The organism is Rubripirellula lacrimiformis (assembly GCF_007741535.1).
GTDB classification, from domain to species: Bacteria; Planctomycetota; Planctomycetia; order Pirellulales; family Pirellulaceae; genus Rubripirellula; species Rubripirellula lacrimiformis.
Genome location: NZ_CP036525.1, coordinates 7189759 through 7211762 on the forward strand (window position 1 = coordinate 7189759; position 22004 = coordinate 7211762).

Sequence of the window (22004 nt, forward strand, 5' to 3'; positions counted from 1 at the left end):
AACCGATACGCGAACACAGGCTTTCGATCATGGCCAGGACGTGGTGAGAACCACTCGCACAGAAACTCATTTTGTCGGCAAGGACGAGGTTAAGAGTAACAATGCGTTTTCCCAACTTTTCAACAACATCCCAATCAAGAAAATATCGCCGGGCGTCAACCCGAGCCATGCGCAAAGAGCGACTTCGCCGAATGATTTGCGAGACGCTTGAGTCGCGTCGGCTCCTCGCTGTCATATCTGACTCGATCACGCTCGATGACAGTCACGACTCATTCTCGCCCGGCAGTTTTGTTGCAGTCGACGGACAAGGATATGAAGACACGTTGTTCGAGTCCGACGGGTTGAGCGGAACTATCTCTGCGGAATGGATCTCCGATCTACTTGAGGCAGGTGAGTACGAACTTTCTGCCACGTGGCATAGCCACAGCAGTTCGGCGACGGATACGCCATTTTCTGTATTCGACGGGCAGGGTATCGCACTGGCTGGTCCCCTTGTTGTTGACCAGTCTGTATCACCCGACGATTTTTACCAGGATGGAGTTCACTGGGAGACGATTGGTCAATTTTCGGTCAGTTCGTCTCCGATCGTCATCGGCGTAGGGCATTCGTCCAGCAACGGACTCTCCAGCGCCGACGCAATCATGCTTCGTCGAGTCGACCCTAGCAGCAGCACTCCCAGCAGCTCAGATGCGACAGTCTCCATTGAGGAGGATGCCGAATTTGTCTTCACTGCTTCCGATTTCCCTTTTTCAGATCCGGATACGGAAGATGACCTGCAGGCATTACAAATCGTATCCGTCGCACCACAGGGCACATTACTTGTTGGCACCGGTCAAGCCGTGCCAGGGCAGATCATCACTCGCGATGAACTTGATGCAGGGATGCTGCGTTTTCAACCTGCACTCAATGCGTCAGGCACGAACCATTCTTCGTTTGCGTTTCGAGTTTCTGACGGAACTAACTTTAGTGGCCAGGCCACGACGACCATAGACGTGACTGCGGTCAACGATGCGCCGGCGTCCAGTGGCAGCATTTTTTCGGTTCCCTATGCGGCGACTTCAGCAGCGATTGTCCCCTACGTGTTTCAGTCCACAGATTTCGGTTACTCCGATGTTGAAAGTGACGCGTTGGCTGGGATCCGAATTGAGGCCTTGCCTGCGCGAGGACTGCTTTTCTTGCAACAGCAGCCGACTAATAGCATTGCGAAAGGAGCATTCATCTCCAAGCAATCGATCGACAATGGTGAGTTGCGATTCAAGCCAATGCCGGGGGATTTGGACGGTTCCTCTTCGCGAATCGCATTTCGCACCGACGATGGAAATTCGGAAAGTCGGGTCGAATGGATTGACTTTTCCATCACCCCGCCTGCTGGCGTGCCGATGACGGAAGATACGGAGGTTGTGCTCGCCAGCGACCTGCCTACATATGTGTTTCGTGACACGGATTTCAAATTCTATTCAGACAGCGGAAATCTCAGCTCCATTCGAATCGATAGCCTGCCGAATGCGAATGAGGGCGTTCTCTACTTAGACGGTGCTCTTCTGCAATCGGGCGATATCGTCTCATTCGCTGATGTTCAGGCAGGGCAGTTCGAGCTGCGACGGCCACATTTTGCGCCAAGCCCCTACACAAATTTCCCTCTTGACGCGTCTTTCCACTTCTCTGTCAGCGACGCTGTAAGCTTTGGACCGTCGAGCACGATGTTGCTGCATTACAGTGACTTTGCAACCGACGATGTCATCCCTGTAGGAATGCCCGTTGAGTCAGACTTAGGGCGATCTCTGGAGCAAGCAATCGCACTAGCAAAGGCACTGGGTCCGGAACGTAACACGATCGCAATCGATATCGAAACGTCAACCATCGACGACATGTCCCTTTTACGGGAAACACTTGTGATCGACACAAACGTGGATATCGTCGGAGCGAGCGATCGAGTTGCGATCCGCCCTCATGGGGATGATGCAAATGTTCCATTCTCGCTGATCCGAATCGAAAGTGGGATCGACGCGAGCCTGAAAAACCTTCAGATAACTGCAGGTTGGACCGAGCTAGCCCCAGGTGCTGGAATTAGCAATCAGGGCACGCTTCGCCTGGAAGATGTCATCGTTGACGAAAACCACTCCAACGCTGCAGCGGGTGGCATCTACAATTCGCCAGGAGCGAATCTCACCTTGGAGAGAACCACTGTAACAAACAATTCGAGTCTGTTGGGTGGCGGTGGAATCGAGAACCGCGGAGACCTGCTCCTTAACGCGAGCACGGTCGATAATAACATTGCCAATGGTAATGGCGGCGGTATCTACTCCTCAACTTCCACTGCGACCGTTTCCTTAATCAACACAACGATTTCTGGAAACTCATCTCGGCGGGGCGGTGGCATCTTCAATCTTGGCGACTTGAATATTGCCAGTACAACCATCGTGAAGAACCAATCACTTGCTCGTGGCAGCGGCGTGGTTAACGAAGGCTACGCAGCAATCGCCAATACGATTCTGGCAGAGAACCGCGGTTATTCTGATGGCAATGGCGTATTCGTATCAAGCGGGCACAACCTCCTTGGAATCTCCACTGGCGCCAGCGGATTCCAGTCGACGCTGGGTGACCAAATTGGATACGGCGTCGCTATTGACCCGACCATTGGGCCCCTACAGGATAACGGAGGACCAACCCGAAGCCATGCATTGCTAGCTGGAAGCTCAGCGATTGACGCTGGATCCTTTACGTCCTCACTTTCTTTCGATCAACGAGGTGCGCGCCGGGTAATTGATGGCCCAGAGCCCTGGGCATTGAGCGACACGACGGCGGTGCAGGATATCGGGGCCTTCGAAATGGGGACGTTCTTTGTCAACGTCGACTTCGATGCTGTCGACACAACTTCGCGGGGCGACGGAGCGGTCGATGCAGACCCCAATACACCCGGCGACCAAGTGTCGTTCCGCGGTGCCGTACAGGAACTCAATGCACTTGGCGGCTATCTCAACGAAACCTCGATCGACGGAGCGGAGTTCCAGGCGATCATACAATTTTCGTTGGACAAAACCTATCTCTCCATTGATGGCGATGAAGAAGACGGTGCAGCGACCGGAGACGTAGATGTCTTTGGAAATCTTCTAATCCTCAACGAGGCAGAATCCCGCCCCGAAGTGCAGGGGTTGCGATACGTGGAAGAGGTTGACTACTCAATCTGGGACAAGGAGTTTCGTGACCGGTTGCTGCATGTTCTGCCCGGGCAGCATTTGGTATTGGACGGAATCGTGTTTAGCCAAGGACGCGCGGTCACTCTGCCAGATACACAAAACGCACCTTACTCCGGATATGGCGCCGGCATTTTCAACGAAAATGCAACACTGGAACTGCACAATACGCAGTTTCGCGAAAACGAAGCAGACTATTCGGGCGGCGCAATCTTTACGCTCGATGGCAGCACGACAATCGATACCCAGAGTCACATCTTCGCGAATCGAGCAATCATGGGTGCGGGGGTCTCGGCCATCGACTCAGCAACTGTCTTAACTGGACAGTCCCTCGTCGAATCGAATTACACGCTCAGTTCAGGTGGCGGTTTCTATATCGAAGGCGGGACCTTCGAAATGCGTGGTCAGAGCGAAATTCTCAACAACCGAATGTACTTTTATGAAGATCGGCCGTTTCTGTATCCATATGAAAGAATTGTCCCCGCCCCAATCCCAAGCCCCAGAGGCAATTCGGTCTACCTATCCGATGCAGTCGGATTGATTCACGAAGAATCGACCCTACGGCTTAACAACCAAAATGGCGTTGATTCTTACGAAGCAATGTCCGTTTTTATGGGGGGGCACATCTACAGCGACCATGAGCTAACGGTCATGGACTCCCTGTTTGATGGCAATATGCTCGCCTACTATGGCGGGTCAATCTACAACGCCGGAGAGTTGCGAGTAGAACGATCAACGCTGAAAGACATCCAGTCATCGGCGGGAGGAATTTACAATGCAAACCATAGCTATTCTTACATCGCCGACACTCTTTTTGACAACAACACGATTAACATCGGCAATGGTGGTGTACTCGGTGGCGGTGCGGTACTTAACAACAATGGCAAAGTGGACTTCATTCGATCCGAAGTGCGTGGAGGCACATCTTGGATCGAAGCCGGAACGATCTGGAACCATGATTTAGATGCCGAATTCAACTTGATCGACAGCACGATCGCGGGAGCGAATGCAGGCTTCTTCAGCGGGACTGTCGGAAATGATTTCGGCACACTCAATGTCGCAAACACAACCTTCGCCAGCAATTATTCAGGCACCGATTCAATTGAGGCGTACGCGGGCGCGGCAATTTACAATGCGTCGCAGCACCGTCCGCTTTCGCAATGGGAACTGTTTGAAGTACGCCTGGCTGCTGACATCTCTCCTACCCAAACAACCTTCACCATTGATGTTCCGCTAACAATTGCAGCAGAAGACCTGCCAGCACAACTGTTCATCGATGGAGAACAGATGATGGTGCTTGCAACTGATGAATCAACTAGCACGCTCGAAGTTCGGAGGATTGCGGGGGTAAGCCACAGCGCCGGCGAACAGATCCATTTGGATCTGGACCTCACGAACAAAATCGGAGTGAGCAGTACGGAACCATACACTCGATTTGATTTGCCGCTGACTATCGCGGTCTGGCCAGACTCAGCTGACGAAAAGGATGAAGCGTTTTGGTTCACAACTCAGGATTCGTCGAGCCAGATAGGCAGAGAGGAACTAACCGCAGCGTCCAGCAGCGAAATCTTGAAGTTCAGTTTCCCTGTCGAGCTTGAGACGACAGGCGATGGAGGATGGGTTTCTTCGGAATTCGATCTAGCTGAGTTGCTACCAGCTTCAGCCAACATCGATGGGATCACCTACGTCAGCGACGACACCCTCTTTGAAGGCAGCTACCTCTACGAAGGCGACGTCTTGTTCTCACTTGAGGAGACGATCGTCTTTCAAGGCAACACGTTTACGGAAAACGATGTCATCCTTTTCCGTTCCGACAGGCGGGGGGACTATTCAAGCGGCCAATTTACGCTGTTAGTCGACAATCTCGTGGGCGGGGACTTAAACGATTTCTCTCTCGTCTCGCAATCGACTTATGTCAACGACAATGGCTGGCAAACCGGAGCGACACAGCCAGGGAGCTCGTTACAAGCAGGATCACTGATCTACACACACCAGGACCCGCTTGACGCCGCAGTTTCAAGCAATGCATACGTCTTCAATGGGACGCAGCATCAACTGCTTCTGGATGGCACGAGCCTTGGCTTAGACGGTGTGAGCATTGTCGGCATCGAACTTGGAACGCAAAGCCGGGAAGTCGTTCTGAGCGACGGGAATTCACAGGTTGTCTCGCTTGGAGGCTTGTTCCTGAGTGTCGATCAATCGGTAAATTCCTTCGCTGGCTCTGAACTATCGTTTGGTCCGCACGATGTCATTGTCTTTTCGAACTACATCGATACTTTTGGACTCGATGAAACGGGGAACGCAGTACCGGGCGGCGGAGCGTGGGCTAAGTATTTTGATGGCGCTGAACGAGGACTCACCCCACAAGACGACATTCTGGAGTCCATAGCGTTTCCGGACACGAAGAACCCGTTTCACTACGAAAACCCCGAATACATGGTCGTAACGGATGTCGATATCCAAAACGGAACGATCACGGTCGATCGCGACGTGCGCGACTATCGCGACTTGGACATGTACTCGCTTCGCGCGCCGACTGCCAATGATCCAGAAGTGCGTACGGTACTGAACCCTTACACAGGCGACTCGCAGCTTACTTATAGCATTACCGGGGCTCCCGGCGAGCTCAATCTCACCACATCGACCTTCACGGACAATCGCAGCGGAAACCCTCTTCCGGTAATAGACATCTACAGCCAGCCAGGTGCTGTGCTAAATGTCTCAAGCCGTTTGGACGGCCCATCTGTAATTGAGAACACCTCCTTCGTCGATAATTCTGGCGACAAAACGCCAGCCAGTCTTTGGTCCGAGTTCGCGCCGAATGCACTTCGAGATTCTTTCAGCTCGGCAGATTATCTTCACTACGACTTAAACGCAATCGTATCGGAACAATGGCCGGACTATGTTGGCAGCGAGAGGTTCGTTTCTGACAAGATTCCAATTTCAGTTGGCGGCTTTTGCGAGTATGCCAATCCTGAAAATCCGAATCCCGAGGAGTGCGTAGGTAACACTGCATGGATTCCCACATACAACCAGCCAGGTGGTCTGCACGCTGAAAATACGGTTTGGAGCGCAAGCAGCCTATACGATGGCAGCGTGAGCCTTTTCGGTCAAACGAATATTGGGCAACTCCCAGCGACTGACTTGCAGACGCACCTCGATCAGGGAAACTACATCGAGAGTGCTTTCTATGATGTACCGGATGATTCCGAAGCCTTGTCTTTCCAAAGCCTTGCACCGGCACAAATCGGAAGGACCGAAGACCTTGGCGGCTGGACGCCTACACGCGAGCCAGATCCAAGCAGCCCTCTTATCGATTCGGGGAGCCTGTCCGGCTACTTCGGAGCTTACGCGCAAATCCAAAGCCCGCTGCAGGCTCAGTACGGTCGCTACCGAATTCAAGTTGACGATGTAGGCGAGTTGTGGCGCGAGTTCCTGTCTCAAAGAAAAGATCTTTTCGGAGCATACGACCCCACGAACGATCTGACGCTCTCTCAGAAGATCAGCCACGGATACTACGATGATGCATTCACGATTGGCTCACTATCTCCCGCTTGGCTAGGTGGCGAACGAGTCTGGATCACGGATATCGACCTACGAAACCATACGATTGAAATTGAGCGAGCCGCAAAGCGAGGTACTCCGCTCGACCATCAGCCAGGTGCTGGAATTGTCTGGGGTGCGGTGGGACAAAGTACCAAGCTTGTCGGCAACATTGATGCACAGGCAACAGAAATCGTCGTCGCAACAGTTCATGGCCTGCCCGCAGCCGCTAAGTTTGACCTCCGTGTTGGGCGTGAAATGCTGGAGGTCTACCAAGTCGTGGACCACAACGATGGGACAACCACGCTCTCTGTCACGCGTGGCCTGAATGCGACTGCAATCGAGAATCACCAATCAGATGCATTTGTGATGATCGTTGCCGATCAACGCGGCGCCAAACGCGTTCATGACAGTGATGGAGATGGCGATCTGGATTTGGACATCGGTGCGGTTGAGGCAAGAAATTTCTTTGTCACGAGCACCACTGATGCTGCCGATTCACAACTTCACGATGGCAGGGGCTGGAATGCGACTAGTTCAGCGACGCTCCGTGCCGCTGTGCAGGAAGCGAACGACACCTTTGGGCGAGCGACAATCCACTTGGGCGAAGGCGTTTTCAACCTTTCGCTGTGGGCCGCCGACAATGCCTCCGCCGCGTCGGGCGATCTGGATATCACGGAAGATCTGATCATCATCGGTGAGGGTGCCGACAAGTCGATTATCGACGCCTCCGCCCTGGGAAGCAGAATTTTTGATGTCCACCCAGGCGTCAAACTGCAACTCATCAACATTACTCTACGCAGCGGCGTCGATGATGTAGGTGGGCTGATCCGAGCCACCGATGCAGAAATTGATCTACGAAACGTCTACTTGGACAACGGCTTTGCCAACCACGGCGGTGCAATTGCTGCAATTGACTCGACTACTCAGATTACGTCCAGCACAATTGCCAACGGAACGGCTCAGTTCGAGGGGGCAGCTGTTTACCTGAACGGCGGCCAAACCCAGATCGCCGGCAGCACTCTTTCCGGAAACTCGGCCGGGACAGATGGTGGAGGAATTTGGGCTGGTGTTCAAAATCTGCTGGAAATACGCAACAGCACAATTACGAACAATACAGCAGCCGTTGCGGGAGGCCTCTGGAGCAGTTCGGATGCCTTGATTTCCAATACGATCCTCGCGGAAAACCTAGCGAGCGCTAGCAATAACGACTATTCGGGATTTGTCCATAGCGAGGGCAATAACCTGATCGGAGAGAATGAGCTGCTTATAAGCTCGCTCGCCGAATTGACCTGGTCGGTCGATGGGGCATTCTACGATGACACGTTCAAGGTCACCGATGATATCGAATTCCCCCCGGTTCCATTCCATGCCACAATCGGCTCGGAAGACGTATGGGTCGTGGAAATAGTGGGGCCGAATGAGTTCCGCGCTGACCGTACGTATTTTCGCGAATTTGACAACACATCGCCCTTTTTGGCGTACACCGCCGCAACCCCGGTGGTCATCGACCTTTTCTGGCGACCGGACGATCAATACGGCACATCTGCGGCGCCGCTTGACCCAGGCTTGATGCCACTGACTGACACGTTCTTGGGCGTGCCAATCCATCCACTCAGCGTGGATAGCCCCGCGATCGACGCAGGAGACGACGAAACGTTTGTTGGCCTGGAGGACTACCGGGATCCGCTCGGGCTGATTAGCTACCCCGTTTCGAAAGGAAATACTGCTCTCGGCACGACAGACCTACGGTCGTTCCCGCTATGGACATTCCGTGGTCGAACTGGAGAATTCGACTGGGATATCGATCCGTCTAGTCCACACGTCGTTCAGCTAAGCGACGTCAGCACGATGTGGATCGGAGTGGATCACGATACAAAACCACTCACTGCCCTATCGGATCAACGCCTGCTGCCGCGAGTGATCGATGGCGATGCGGATGAAGACGCAGTCATGGACGTCGGCGCAGTAGAATACAATCCAGGAGTCTGGATCTTTGAAACGGAACGCTCGATCATCGAAGGCAACCCAAACCAGGCCTCTCGCTCAACGGAATTTAAGATCTATCGATCCGACATCTCCGGGGAGCTAGACATTGACTTCCAACTGCTGATTAGCGGCACAGGTGCAACCCTGGCAAATGACTTCGCAGATGGAACGATACCAACTGGCCAACTCACTTTCGCAAATGGCGAGACATCCAAGACGCTAGCTTTCGAAACGTCTCGGGATGTGATCTACGAACCACGCGATGTGATTCAGGTTGACATCTCGTCAACGAATCCGCCCTTACCGATTCTGCGCGGGAGTGCCTTTGGGGCGATCGAAAATGACGACCACGCTTGGATTGAGATCGGTGACGCCAGTGTTGTTGAGGGAAACAATGCATACGACGAGAAATTCCTTGTGTTCCAGGCTGAACTTTCGGGCCAGGTCGACACACCGTTCAGTCTCATGTACTACGTCGAAAGCGGTACAGCCAAAATCAACCAAGACTTCGGGCTAGGGGAAGACTTCGGATTACCAGAGTTTTGGAGAAACAATGCCCCCAGCAACGTCGGTGAAATTTCTTTCAGCGGCAACCACGGAGAAATTGTTGAAATCCGAGTCCCCATTCTTGAGGATTTGGTGGTCGAGGAGTTCGAGACATTCTTCCTGCATGGCTTGGCCATTCACTCCCTTGATGCTCAGATTGCAGCACAGATTGAACTTCCCGACGGACCGGCAACCGGCACGATCATCAACGATGACAGCGCGATCGTCACGGTGACGGACAATTCAATAATTGAAGGAGACTCGGGCGTAACGACAGCAATCCTGTCGGTCGACAGTTCCAGCGAAATTGACCGCAACCTCATTGTCGTCCTGCAAAGCGAGGACGGTACCGCAACCGCAGGCGCCGACTACCAAGCGTTCCAGGATTCGGTTGAAATTTCGGCGGGAGCTACCGAAGCAAATTTTTCCGTGAATGTTATCGGCGACTACGCCCTCGAAACACACGAGACCGTTGAATTCTTAATCACGCAGTTACAAGCAAACCAATTCGAGGCACTGGTCCTTGAAGATGGCTCGCCTGCGGTGACAGTGGCAAGCGAACCCGGTCAACTATGGATTGAGGATAACGAGGAAGCCCATTTCGTTTTCTCCGATGCAACCGTGTTGGAAGGCGATGCGGGGGCGACACAAGTCGACCTCCAAGTCGCGCTGCAAAACGCCTCGACCGAGGATTTCACAACGTCGATCAAACTGGCTGACCTGACTGCAAAACACAATGATTTCGATTTCGATTTACAGAGCGCTCTAGTTACTTTTCCTGCCGGGTCTAACGCACCGATTACGTTCAGCTTCACTATCAATGGTGACTCGCGCGTTGAGGCGGACGAAAAGGCTGTTGCCCAACCTACCCTGCTGTTGGACCCACAATTCATTGGACGAATCACTTCCACCGGTGGAGAGATCACGATCGAAGACGATGATTCACCGGCTGTCTCCATTTCCAACGGAGCTGTCATTGAGACAAACTTGAATCAGTCCGAAATCATATTTTCAGCAACGCTCGATTCAGACGTGCCTGAGGGATTCGACATCGAAGTCTTCACAAGTGACGGAACAGCTGTAGCGGGCAGCGACTACGTTGCGACTACAAAAACGCTTTCGTTTTCAGGCGTTCTAGGAGAAACCGTTAGTTTCTCGGTTCCCATTCTCGGCGACGAGATCGTAGAGACTCAAGAATCCTTTGCAGTGTCAGCACGCGTGCCCAGCGGAGGCATTTTTACGTCGCTGCACGTCATTGACGGTCAAGGCGTGATCATCAACGACGACAGTGCGGTCATCACGATCGACTCTCCGTTTGTGAACGAAGGCGGCCTTGATTCGGGAGGAATAGCCGAAAACTCTCAGCATGCGATCGCGGTTACCATTTCCAACCCGATTGACCGCCTTCTCTCCATCAATGCATCGACCAGCACCAGCCAGGGGCAACATCCGGCAACAGCGCTGACTGACTACAACTCCTCATCTTCCAGTATCAATGCAGCTCCGCTGCAAACCCAATTCTCGTTCACGGCTCACATCCTTGGTGATAACACGGCCGAGTTTCACGAAACGGTCTCGCTCGATTTGTCGGTAGGCACTAACGATCTAGCTGGACTGATCCTGCCGGACAACTCGCCTGCGGTAACAGTCGTCAGCGGGGTCCTGACCATCTTGGACGACGACCGACCGACACTCGTTATTTCCAACGAGCAAATTGTCGAATCGGACTCTGGGCAACAGCTGCTGCAGTTTACAGCAACACTAAGCCATGACGCGGCAACTGCGTTTACTGCTGATATACAGCTCTTGGACCAGAGCGCGATAGACGGCATCGACTATCAGTCCCCAGCCACCTCGCTTAGCTTTCAAGGCATCGCTGGCGAGTCGCACTTGTTTTCGGTACCTGTCCTAGGCGACGAAGATGTCGAACAAAATGAAACTTTTTTGGTCAGCGCGATCATTGATACTGCCTCTGCACCGTTCATCAATGTTACGCCTGGCGTTGGCACAATCACGAACGACGACACGCAGGTTGAACAACAGTTTTGGATCACCAAAGTTGCAACAGGGGAGCTGAACGAAGGAAACGACTCTGGCAGCACCAATGCAGTCTTTGAGGTCCGACGATCAGATAGCACCGGAATAGCATCCGTGGATATTTGGACCGATACAGGTTTCGCCAACTCAGCTGACGGGGCTGACATTCTGTCCGGCTCGCTGCCAGCTGGACAAGTGGTGTTTCCCGATGGAGTGAACCTGCAAACGATAACGATTCCCATCCTTCGAGACTCGATCGTAGAGCGTGACGAAGTGCTGGCGCTGCGATTGTCCAACCCTAGTGCAGGCTATGTAATCGCTGGAAGTTCAGCGGATTCAGAATTGATCTTAAAGAATGACGACACGGCAACGATTTCGATCAGCAATCTTGCGAAACTAGAAGGCTCGGTAGGCCTAACCGAATTTAATTTCACTGTGCAATTGACGGGAACCATCGACCGAGGTGTAACGTTTCGAATTGGAGCTTCGGAGCTCCCCGAATTCGCGAATTACGCTGCTGCAGGCATCGACTTCTTCACAACAAATGAACTGATTGAGTTCACTGGAGTTAGCGACGAATCGATTATTCATACCGTTTTCGTAGGTGGCGATAGCCTCGATGAGGCTGACGAAGTTTTTGCGGTCGCCGTTGAACAAATTTCAGCAGGTGGACTGGAAGCTTCAATTGTGAGCGAATCCGTAAACGCGATCATTTTGAACGATGACTTCTACGGGGACGGGGACGGGGATGGGGACGGGGATGGGGATGGGGATGGGGATGGGGATGGGGATGGGGATGGGGATGGGGATGGAGATGGAGATGGAGATGGAGATGGAGATGGAGATGGAGATGGAGATGGAGATGGAGATGGAGACTCGTGCGGCAGCGGCTCTGACTCGGGGTGCGGCTCTGACTCAGGGTCAGGAACAGATTCAGGGTCAGGAACAGATTCAGGATCAGGAACAGATTCAGGATCAGGAACAGATTCAGGATCAGGAACAGATTCAGGGTCAGGAACAGATTCAGGGTCAGGAACAGATTCAGGATCGGGAACAGACTCAGGATCGGGAACAGACTCAGGATCAGGAGGAGACGGGGATGGAGACGGGGATGGAGACGGGGATGGAGACGGGGATGGAGACGGGGATGGAGACGGGGATGGAGACGGGGATGGAGACGGGGATGGAGACGGGGATGGAGACGGGGATGGAGACGGGGATGGAGACGGGGATGGAGACGGGGATGGAGACGGGGATGGAGACGGGGATGGAGACGGGGATGGAGACGGGGATGGAGACGGAGATGGAGATGGAGATGGAGATGGAGATGGGGATGGAGACGGAGACGGGGATGGAGATGGAGATGGAGATGGAGATGGAGACGGAGACGGGGATGGAGACGGGGATGGAGACGGGGATGGAGACGGAGACGGAGACGGAGACGGAGACGGAGATGGAGATGGAGATGGAGATGGGGATGGAGACGGAGACGGGGATGGAGACGGAGATGGAGATGGAGATGGAGATGGAGATGGAGATGGAGATGGAGATGGGGATGGAGACGGAGACGGAGACGGAGACGGGGATGGAGATGGAGATGGAGATGGAGATGGAGATGGAGATGGAGATGGAGATGGAGATGGAGATGGAGATGGAGATGGAGATGGAGATGGAGACGGAGACGGAGACGGAGACGGAGACGGAGACGGAGACGGAGATGGAGACGGAGACGGAGACGGAGATGGAGATGGAGATGCCGCCACGACGCACGGACAAGTCATTTCCAACACGGTGCCGTTTGAAGAACGAGACTTTGAAGTCTCGCATCGCGGAGAGCTGGCCTTTAATCCCATCGCGACGTATAGCGTTCCTGCCGACGCCAATCTCGCTGGTGGAGAAGACCAATCGATTTACTTGTCGGTCGCCAAGCCTGGCGGCGGATATGCCAATATCGGTGACTCCGTCCAATTCACGTTTGGCCAAGTCACAGTGAACGAGAACTTCACGCTGACCTATACGCCTGATTCAGGGTTCCGCGACGACCCGAGTGTGCAAGCCGAGACAGACGCCAACGGAACGATCGTTCGATTTACAGGCGTCGAAGATATCAAGGCGGTGGTTTTGGCCATTCTGACCGACAATTCTCGTGAGGTGATCGCATCACATGACTTCGACTTGGCCGTCAGCAATCGAATGCCCGTGTTGATCGGCGACCGAACGCACCATAGCCAGATTCCCGCACGCGACGAGTTCGGAAACGACGCCGTTGGAGGAACGGGATACTTTGAGATCGCTGAGAGAATTGTTGCCGATTTTGAAACCAGTTATTTGGTTGATGTTCGTGACTTGTTCTATGACCCAGATGGCGATGAGGTCCGGCTGGAAAAGTTGTCACTGGACGGATTCAATACAACGATTGAAGAAGATGTTTTCGCCAAGAAGGTTTGGGAAGTCCAGGACCTGAATCTCTACGACCGCCACTTGTTCTTTCGAAAGAACGATAGCCACGTATTCCAGTTCCATAACCAGATCAGCTACTCGGAGGCCGCTGGGCGTGAGGGCGAGATCGGTCCGACTACCGTCTATGCGAATCTCCTTGTCTCGGACGGTCAGAACGTAGCGGGCGGACTGCGTTTCGTCTTTGAGACGGCGATCGAAATTGAGCCGCGATTTGAACACACGGACCTTCAGGCAGAACCGCGTCCGTTGGACTTGATTTCCAGTATCGCCCAGGAGTCCAAGCCCAATTTGTTAGAAGTTCACGGCGTGCCGGCAACGGCTAACACAGACGTAGATCCTTTCGAGGTCGAGCCAGCTGATTTGCCAAGCGATGTTGATGTCGAGGGTTGGGAACTAGAGGCCAAGCCGTATGTGACCAATCGTGCGGTCACGGCAATCGGTGGCACCTCCGTTGACTTGCAGTCAGGGCAATTCCAGCTCTTCCATCCATTGACGCTTGACAAGTCAGGTGGGCAGTCGGACTTAGCCATTCCGGGCCTGGTATACGATTCATCCACTGTTTATCGGCATGATCCAACATCAACCAGTGACTACGAAAATACGCCCACGGTTCAGGCGAGGTTGATAAGAGATAGCGGCCAGCCAGCCGCGCAGGTCATCAAGGCCAAGTTGACTTGGTTTGATCACATCAACACGTCGGCGGAAAGGAGACGAGAAGTTATCTCCGAAGTGAAAGAATTTCGATTCGACGCGGATACCGAAGTCTATGACATTGCGATTTCGGCAGCGGACCGTCCGTTAGTCTCCGGCATTTATCGGTGGAGGCTGGATTTGGAGGTGGTGATTGATCCTGCGAAAGACTCGCTCGAACTGTCCAATCATGGACAAAGTGTTGTGGTTGTCAATCAATCCGTCGAAGAAGGACAGTTTCATTCAGCTAGCCCCGTCAAATGGCAAAAGGAATCCATCTTTGGTAACGGATGGAGTCTCGCTGGCGTCCCCACGCTGACGCTTGATCGCACCGAAAGCTATCAATCGGAACCCAACTTTTTCATTGACAAGGATGCATCTCTTGACAACCGAGCCATTCTTGCTTTCCCGGGCCAAGAACCTAAAGTCTTTGATCTATCGGGGTTGGTCAGCGAGAACTATGGCAATGACACGGTCTTTTGGAGTAGTCCAGTCATCACGCCGCTTTCATCCTTTGCCAACTCTGGAGAATACGGCACATTGACTGGCAGGAAAGCGATTGCTGGCGACGTAAGCCCCGAAGGCGCGTGGAACGGATACGACCCTGATGAATTAGTCTACCGAGACGTAGATGGCGTCGAGTATGTCTTTAAACGATTCCGTTTGAAAACGTCTCCTAGTGCATCAGAGGCCTCGAATCAGTACTTGCTGGACCGAATCGAGCCACCGGCGATCGAGTTCTTGCCTCGCGATGCATCGAACTTTACCGTATCCACGAAGCGTCATGGCGTGACGTTCGAACGTGACTGGGATAGCTCGCAGAACACCTACGGTCGCCTAGAAAGCATCATTTCATCAGACGGTCAGCGAGCGGACTTCACCTACGCTGGCAGATATGTTGACAGGATCGATGTCGGAAACAGAAGAATCGAGCTGAGCGTCGATTCAGAACCGGGGCCGAAATTCAAAGACGGTGTCGTTGCGGGAAGCGGATTTTCAAGCACGGTGATGAAGCTTTCTGAAATCAAAGAAATCAACCAGGCTCCCGACGATCTTTCAGGGATCGAATCGAAGGATCGAATTCGCAAGCTGACCTACACGCAGGGTTTCTTGATACAGGAAGAATGGACCGATGGGTCATCCGCCTCGGCTAGTATAAGCAAGTACTACTTTGACCGGGCCGGGTTACCCCAATTTGGTTTGTCAAAAATCGAACTGGGCGAACCCGGCACAGGTATCGAAGCCCGTTTGTCCGGGCCAGATCAGGCAAGCAATCAGATTGTTTATGAGATCGTTCCGTCCGCACTTCCTAGTCAAATCCTGAGAGAGTCAGACCGGGAGAGTGCGAAGCTTCAAGGAGCGGTCGCGAGAATTTCAAACACACCAGACTACTCCAAGTACGACGAAAGTGCCAAGTCAGCCGTCGGCCTCAGTGGAAACATGGAAGACTTTTATGAGTTGTCACTCGACGGTCGAGTAGAAGCACAAGAGTCAAAGTTCAACGGTCGTACAATCAGTCGCGATGAGTGGGAGTACAACCCTGCTGGAGATGTGTCGTTGTACATCGATACTTCAGGCAACGAGACCCGATATCGATACGACTACGAGGTTCCAATTTACTATGCATCCAGTAGTCAGACACATGATCCAGGTGGATCCCAGGACACACTTGAGCCACGGCTCTACGACATGGATGACTATCGTGGCAACGTGATTCGTATCGACAACGAAGTTTCGACGCTGCTCTACTACGAGACGGACGATGAACGCGAGCACTCGGTTGGGAAATTGGTCAAGCAAGTCGTCAAGGCCAATGAAACCGCAGGGGAGTCTAGTGACTTTGCTGAGATCGTCACTGACTACGAATACGATGCGTACGGCTATCTGACGTCTCAAACGACGCCGCGTTCGAACGGCTCGGATGCATCTGAAAGCTGGACTTACTACAACGGCAATGGTCTTCTGCAGCAGCACACCAATCCGCTTGGCCTGATCACTGAGTACTCCGCCTATTCAGACTACAAGCCAACGGAGATAAAGGTCACTGATTCCAAGTTCAGTTCGCCCGAAGTCATAACGACCTTCGCGTATGACTCCTATGGTTATCTTGATACCGAAACGTCAAAATCGGGCGCAACGACGTTCGCGATCACCGACTACGACTATGACCGAATCGGCGATCTCCGACGCGTCAGGCAGATCGGCAACGTACTTGGTGCTACTTCAGGACAGCGTGTCTTGGCAGACCGCCACTACTTCTACGCCGCTGATGGCAATATCATCAAATCGAAGGTCGCCGACGAGGACACGCTGGCAACCTACATACCGTCAGAGAGTTTCAGTGCAGTGGATGGGCGAAGCCATGTTTTGTCAACTTCCACGTATGACACTGCAGGTTTCTTGATTCAAACGAACGTCGCAGTAGGAGAAACCTACACGACCGAGACAACCAATTCCCTTGATTCTGTCGAGCAAACGACGCTCTACTTCTATTACTCCGATGGCAGTCCGCTGAGGACTCGGTTCAACGACGGAGCAGAAGTGAAGACTTACTTGGATCCTGCCCACCAGTCCGCTGGGAGTCGCGGTTCAGCTTCTTGGAGTTTGACAACCGATGTGCGAACCAGCAGTTCTTTTGGCGATCACGTAATTCGAAGCAACTACAGCTACGAAGGCCAGCTTGAGAACACAAAAGACTTGTTGACTGGCGATGCCGTTGAGTATGTATACGCTGACAAAAAGGCGTCGCAACCAATATTGGTGAAACGCAAGGTCAATTTGGGAGAGGACTCCGGCGGCGTCGTAACAACCAAGACAGCGTACGAGTACGATGCACTGGGGCAAACCAAATCGACACAGACTCTAGGGAACTCAAACGCCCTTCCAGCAGTTGCACAGCTCGCGGGGCCCAAGACGCTTTACACCTATGACGAGCTTGGCTATGTCATCGATTTGACAGTACAGGTGACATCCGACTCAACACCAAGCACGGGTGTGTTCTACGACAAGGAGGTGAAGACAGAGTTCAAGACGGATCCGATGGGCAATGTGTTGGAGGTCACTGAGAACCGCTACACGCTCTCGCCATCATCGGACCTGAGTGCCGTCCCACCAGTCGTGACCTGGGATCAAAGCACGTTGAAGACGACATCGGAGTACGACCGATCGGGAAGACTGCGTCGAGTCAAGGATGCTTTGGCTGGAAGTGAGTCAGGTACAGCAACAGCCGAGTACAACTACAGCGTTGACGCTGCGGGTTTCCTTGTGATGACGACGATTGATCGAAATCAAGTTGAAACCAAAACCTGGGTCAACGGATCCGGTCAGCCGGTGAAGTCCGTTTCCCAGTTTGATGCTCAAACCATCACAGAATATGACTCGGCAGGACGCGCCATGAGGCAAACTGTCTCAGATCCCGGCAATGGCGATTTCAAAGACATCGTTTCGGAATTCCGCTACGACGCCTTAGGACGCCAACGCGCTGTCATCGCCGGGACCGGTAGCAATCAATCGTTTGTCGCCACGGACTACTTTGTCGGTGGCCCATGGGACGTGATGACGTTGCCACCAATTGCCGGAACGCCAAGTGGCGGCACGGACCGCGTTGCGATGGCCACTAAGTATGCACAGGATTCTGAGGGGACAGTATACAAGACCGAAACGCCAGCTTCGGAAGGCATCACGCGACAAGACGGCAATACCCAGGACTACTCAGCAACGACAACAACGATCACGGTTGACTACAACAGCAGTGATCTAACGATTCAGTCGACCAGCGTTACTCCCAATGCGAAGCTTGAAGGCGGCGTTGCTGAAACTCTCACGCAGAAGAGTCTCGTAAACACAAACGGACAAACCTTAACCTCATTCCAGCCGTTGTACTCGGGGAATTCGGGTGGCGAACTTGTCGCCCAAGAGTATTCGTACGATCCTCATGGAAGACTATATCGAGTGAGTGATCCGATCGGTAGCGGAACGATCTACACGGCGTTCGACCCGATTACTGGTCAGCAACTGGAGGTCAAGACTGGTAACATCGCGGCGGGAATCACTACTGCGACCCCAACGACATACATCTATGACACGGCAGGCAATGCCACGCAAATCACTTACGCAGACCAGCAACCGACCAGCTTTGTCTACGACCAATTAAGTCGAAAGATCAGAGAAACGACACAGACTCAGCAGAGTGCCGGCGGGTCACTAGTCGAAAGTGATAGAAGTTGGATCTATGCGGGGCTGACTACTCGCTACTTCAATCGTTCTAACGGAATGATTGAGGTAACAACGTCACCGACTGACCGTGAGTCCGTAACTACCTTGACAACTCTCATTCCGCCATCTCCTGCTGGAGCTGCGGGCCCATCGCAATTAGTTGTCGACTCCACCGTCACTACGATATATGACGCGGCTGGCAATCCACTTGAGATTGTTGAGGCCGGGTCGGGTCCTGAGAGTTCAACCGTCAAAAGAACCTACGACGAGCTTGGACGTCTCGACGTCGAAACTCAATACGCCAGCCTCGGCGCCTTCAACGTCCCTCGTTTCGATGCCAACTATTCGTACCATGTTGGAGGCGGTCGAGAAACCGCTGAATTCAGGCTTCAAACCGGAACCAATGTAGGCAGCGCCGGCACCCTCGTTATGCGAGAAACCGCGGGGTTTGACTCGATGGGACGCCCCATGTCACAACACATTGACTATGCGTCGGATGCTTCTTCGCTCTGGTTGAACGGAAGCGTCGGCCGAGATAACTGGATTGAGTGGACAACGAACGCCGATGGCTCACTGAGGTCCGACGCACGCTACGAAAGCGTCAGTGGAAGTTGGGCAGGTAGAGGAACCGGCACTTTCGAGCACGATGAACGTGGTCGCGCCAATAGTTTGGTTTACAGACACTCAGGAGACATGTTGCTTGCAGATCACGATATGATCTTCACCGATTCCGGTAACGTTGAAGAACGGACAATGAAAGGATACAACGCGTCTGGTGCTAGCGCGGTAATGAACGATGGGCGGCAGAACACCTTTGATGCGTATGGACGTCTGGATAAAACCTCAGTCCAACGAACGGGTGTCAACGCCTACGTTTTGGACAAGGACTACGTCCTTGACGACAATGGAAACCGAACGAATGACGTGAGTGTGGCCCCAGGCAACCGGCTCATGGAGGACCCGTACCACACTTACAAGTATGACAAAGAAGGTCGTGTCATCGAACGAGTTTCTAAGGCCACCGAAATCAAGATCATTGATTACAACGACGACGAAGTTCGAGATGGCAGTCTCTGGAATTGGCAACTGGAGGGCGGGCAATACACGACGACCAGCCTGGGCATGACCATTAAGCATGAAGTGCACATCGCCGGAGACTATGAGGTTTGGGTTCGATGGGACGCGCTGCCGTCCAACGACGCAGGATCCGCACTCGTTGAACTTTCACTAAACGATTTCAATTCTTCGTTGACCGGTGGCGTTATCTACACGAGCAATGAAATCGATTTTTCGCAAAGCCCAGATGGCTTGCGAATGAACGATGGTCTGATTTGGCGAAAACTTGGTTCGATATTGACCGATGATTCCGACACGATCCAAGTCGAATTCAAACATAACCAAGATGGAAAAATTGCCTTCGACGGTCTATTGATCAAACCCGTTTCGTTGAAGGCCAACTACCGATGGGATTCCTTAGGACGTCTATTGCAGATTAGATCTGAAGAGTATGCCAACGGCAGTGGTCGCACGATTGACTACAACTACGATGGAACTGGACGCCTAATCGGAAGAACATCAACGCGTGAGATGGCCGCGTTTACCGAAAGCAAGTTCACAAGCTATCTGTACGATGGCAACTCCGTTCAATTCGAGACATTCGCCGAGCAGCAGGAGTACCAGGGTACAGCGCCCACACCGACCGGAGGAAACAAGATCGCACGGGCCTGGATCGATGCAGGAGGCAGGCGTCACGGCTACGTCGATTCAGAATCTGGAACGGCAAAGGCCATCTGGATCTATTCGGATCTTGAGGGCGTCGGTCGAACAATTGCCTACGTTTCCCCCTCTGGAAACTGGGATGTGTTGCACCGAACACTCAATGAAGATGGTCGGCTACTTAGACGCGAGTGGTTTGTCAAAGGCGATACAGACAACGAACTACTGATGGACGCCGCAGTCGTATGGCGTGGGATGGTTCAAGATGCCGATTTTGACGTTTACAGTGGATCAGGAGCTGGAGCATACGATCCGCTAACAGGTCGCTCACTAATCGATTCTGGAGGACAAAACGGATACGTTGCGTTTTCGACGCTCTCGTCCATCTCGCGAGCTCCAAAACCGAACTCAGAGCCAACCTTTGGTTCTCTTTGGGCACAGCATACGCGTGAATTTTCCGCCGCTCAGCAACAATGGATCGTCGATGCTGGAGCGAGTCTTGCTGCATCGGTTCGCAATCAGGGGCACGCACAATACAACCGGTCTGCTCTGCACGCTGATGACGCCATTATCGGCGCAATCGCAGCCACGTACATCGAAGGGGCCGCCGGTATCGTTGGCATGCTCGCCAACCTGCCGGGTACCGCAGAGGCAATGGGCTCTACGGCAATGGCATACTACAACAAAGGCGGTGGCGGGATTGGTGGTGTCGCGCTAGCCGCTTCGGCACTGACTGGCATTGCCGGTGCGGCAGAGTCTTACTACGGATTTGACATCCTGAGCGGGGACAAGCTTTCAGGCGACGAACGCTTTGATCGGGGAGTGCTTGCTCTTGGATCGGCGATGTCGATGGCTGGCGGAGTTGCAACAACGACCACCGGCCGCAATCTGGTCTTGGCAGCAGGTCGTAGTTCTCGTGCGGGACGCATTGCCCAGTATCGACACTTCCGTACGAAGTTGGGCTCGTCCAGCATGGCCCGTCAGGCTATGGGAATTAACGCCAGCAAGCACAGCAAGTGTTTTGTGGCAGGCACCCCTGTCTATGTCCCGGTCGACTCAGAGACCCAGGTCCTGGCGATGGCGATAGCCGAACCTCAGTACACAACACCGCGCGAATCTTCCGAAGTCACCGAATCGGAGTCGGTTGCACACTGGAGAATCCCAGTCGGATACGGACTGGCGATCGCCGGTGCAATCGGTTTTGCGGCAAGTGAGGTTTACTCGTCAGTTCGAAAACGTAGGGGTGAGTTGCTTGCTGCGACTGCGTCAGGTTCAGACGAGGAAAGAGTGTTCGGCGAATCAGAATGCTGGCTCGATTCCGTCGAACTTATTTGGGGGACAGGAACGTTTGATGAAAGGCCAGCGTCCCAGGGCCAGCGAGCTTCGACGATTGACGAGATCGCCAGATCGGCGACGGACTGGCTCAGCCCTCCTGGAGGTGAATTTTCATGACGCAACGGGGTTTAACGCTGCACATCTAGTTCACTCTCTTTCAGTCATTCAATCACGCAAAAATTCATGAGCAACTCACAAAAAGATTTCACCGCAAATCGCATCCAACGTTTCAGTCGACTGTTCTTTGTTATCTGTATGCTTGCTGCGGCCGCGCTGTGG

The 22004-nt window shown here is 53.2% G+C and carries 1 protein-coding gene; it reads left to right on the plus strand.

What is annotated here, in order from left to right:
• Positions 1–101: 101 nt before the first annotated feature.
• Positions 102–21842, plus strand: a complete 21741-nt coding sequence (locus K227x_RS25130; RefSeq protein WP_145174475.1) for a Calx-beta domain-containing protein — start codon at positions 102–104, stop codon at positions 21840–21842.
• The last annotated feature ends 162 nt before the right edge of the window (positions 21843–22004 follow it).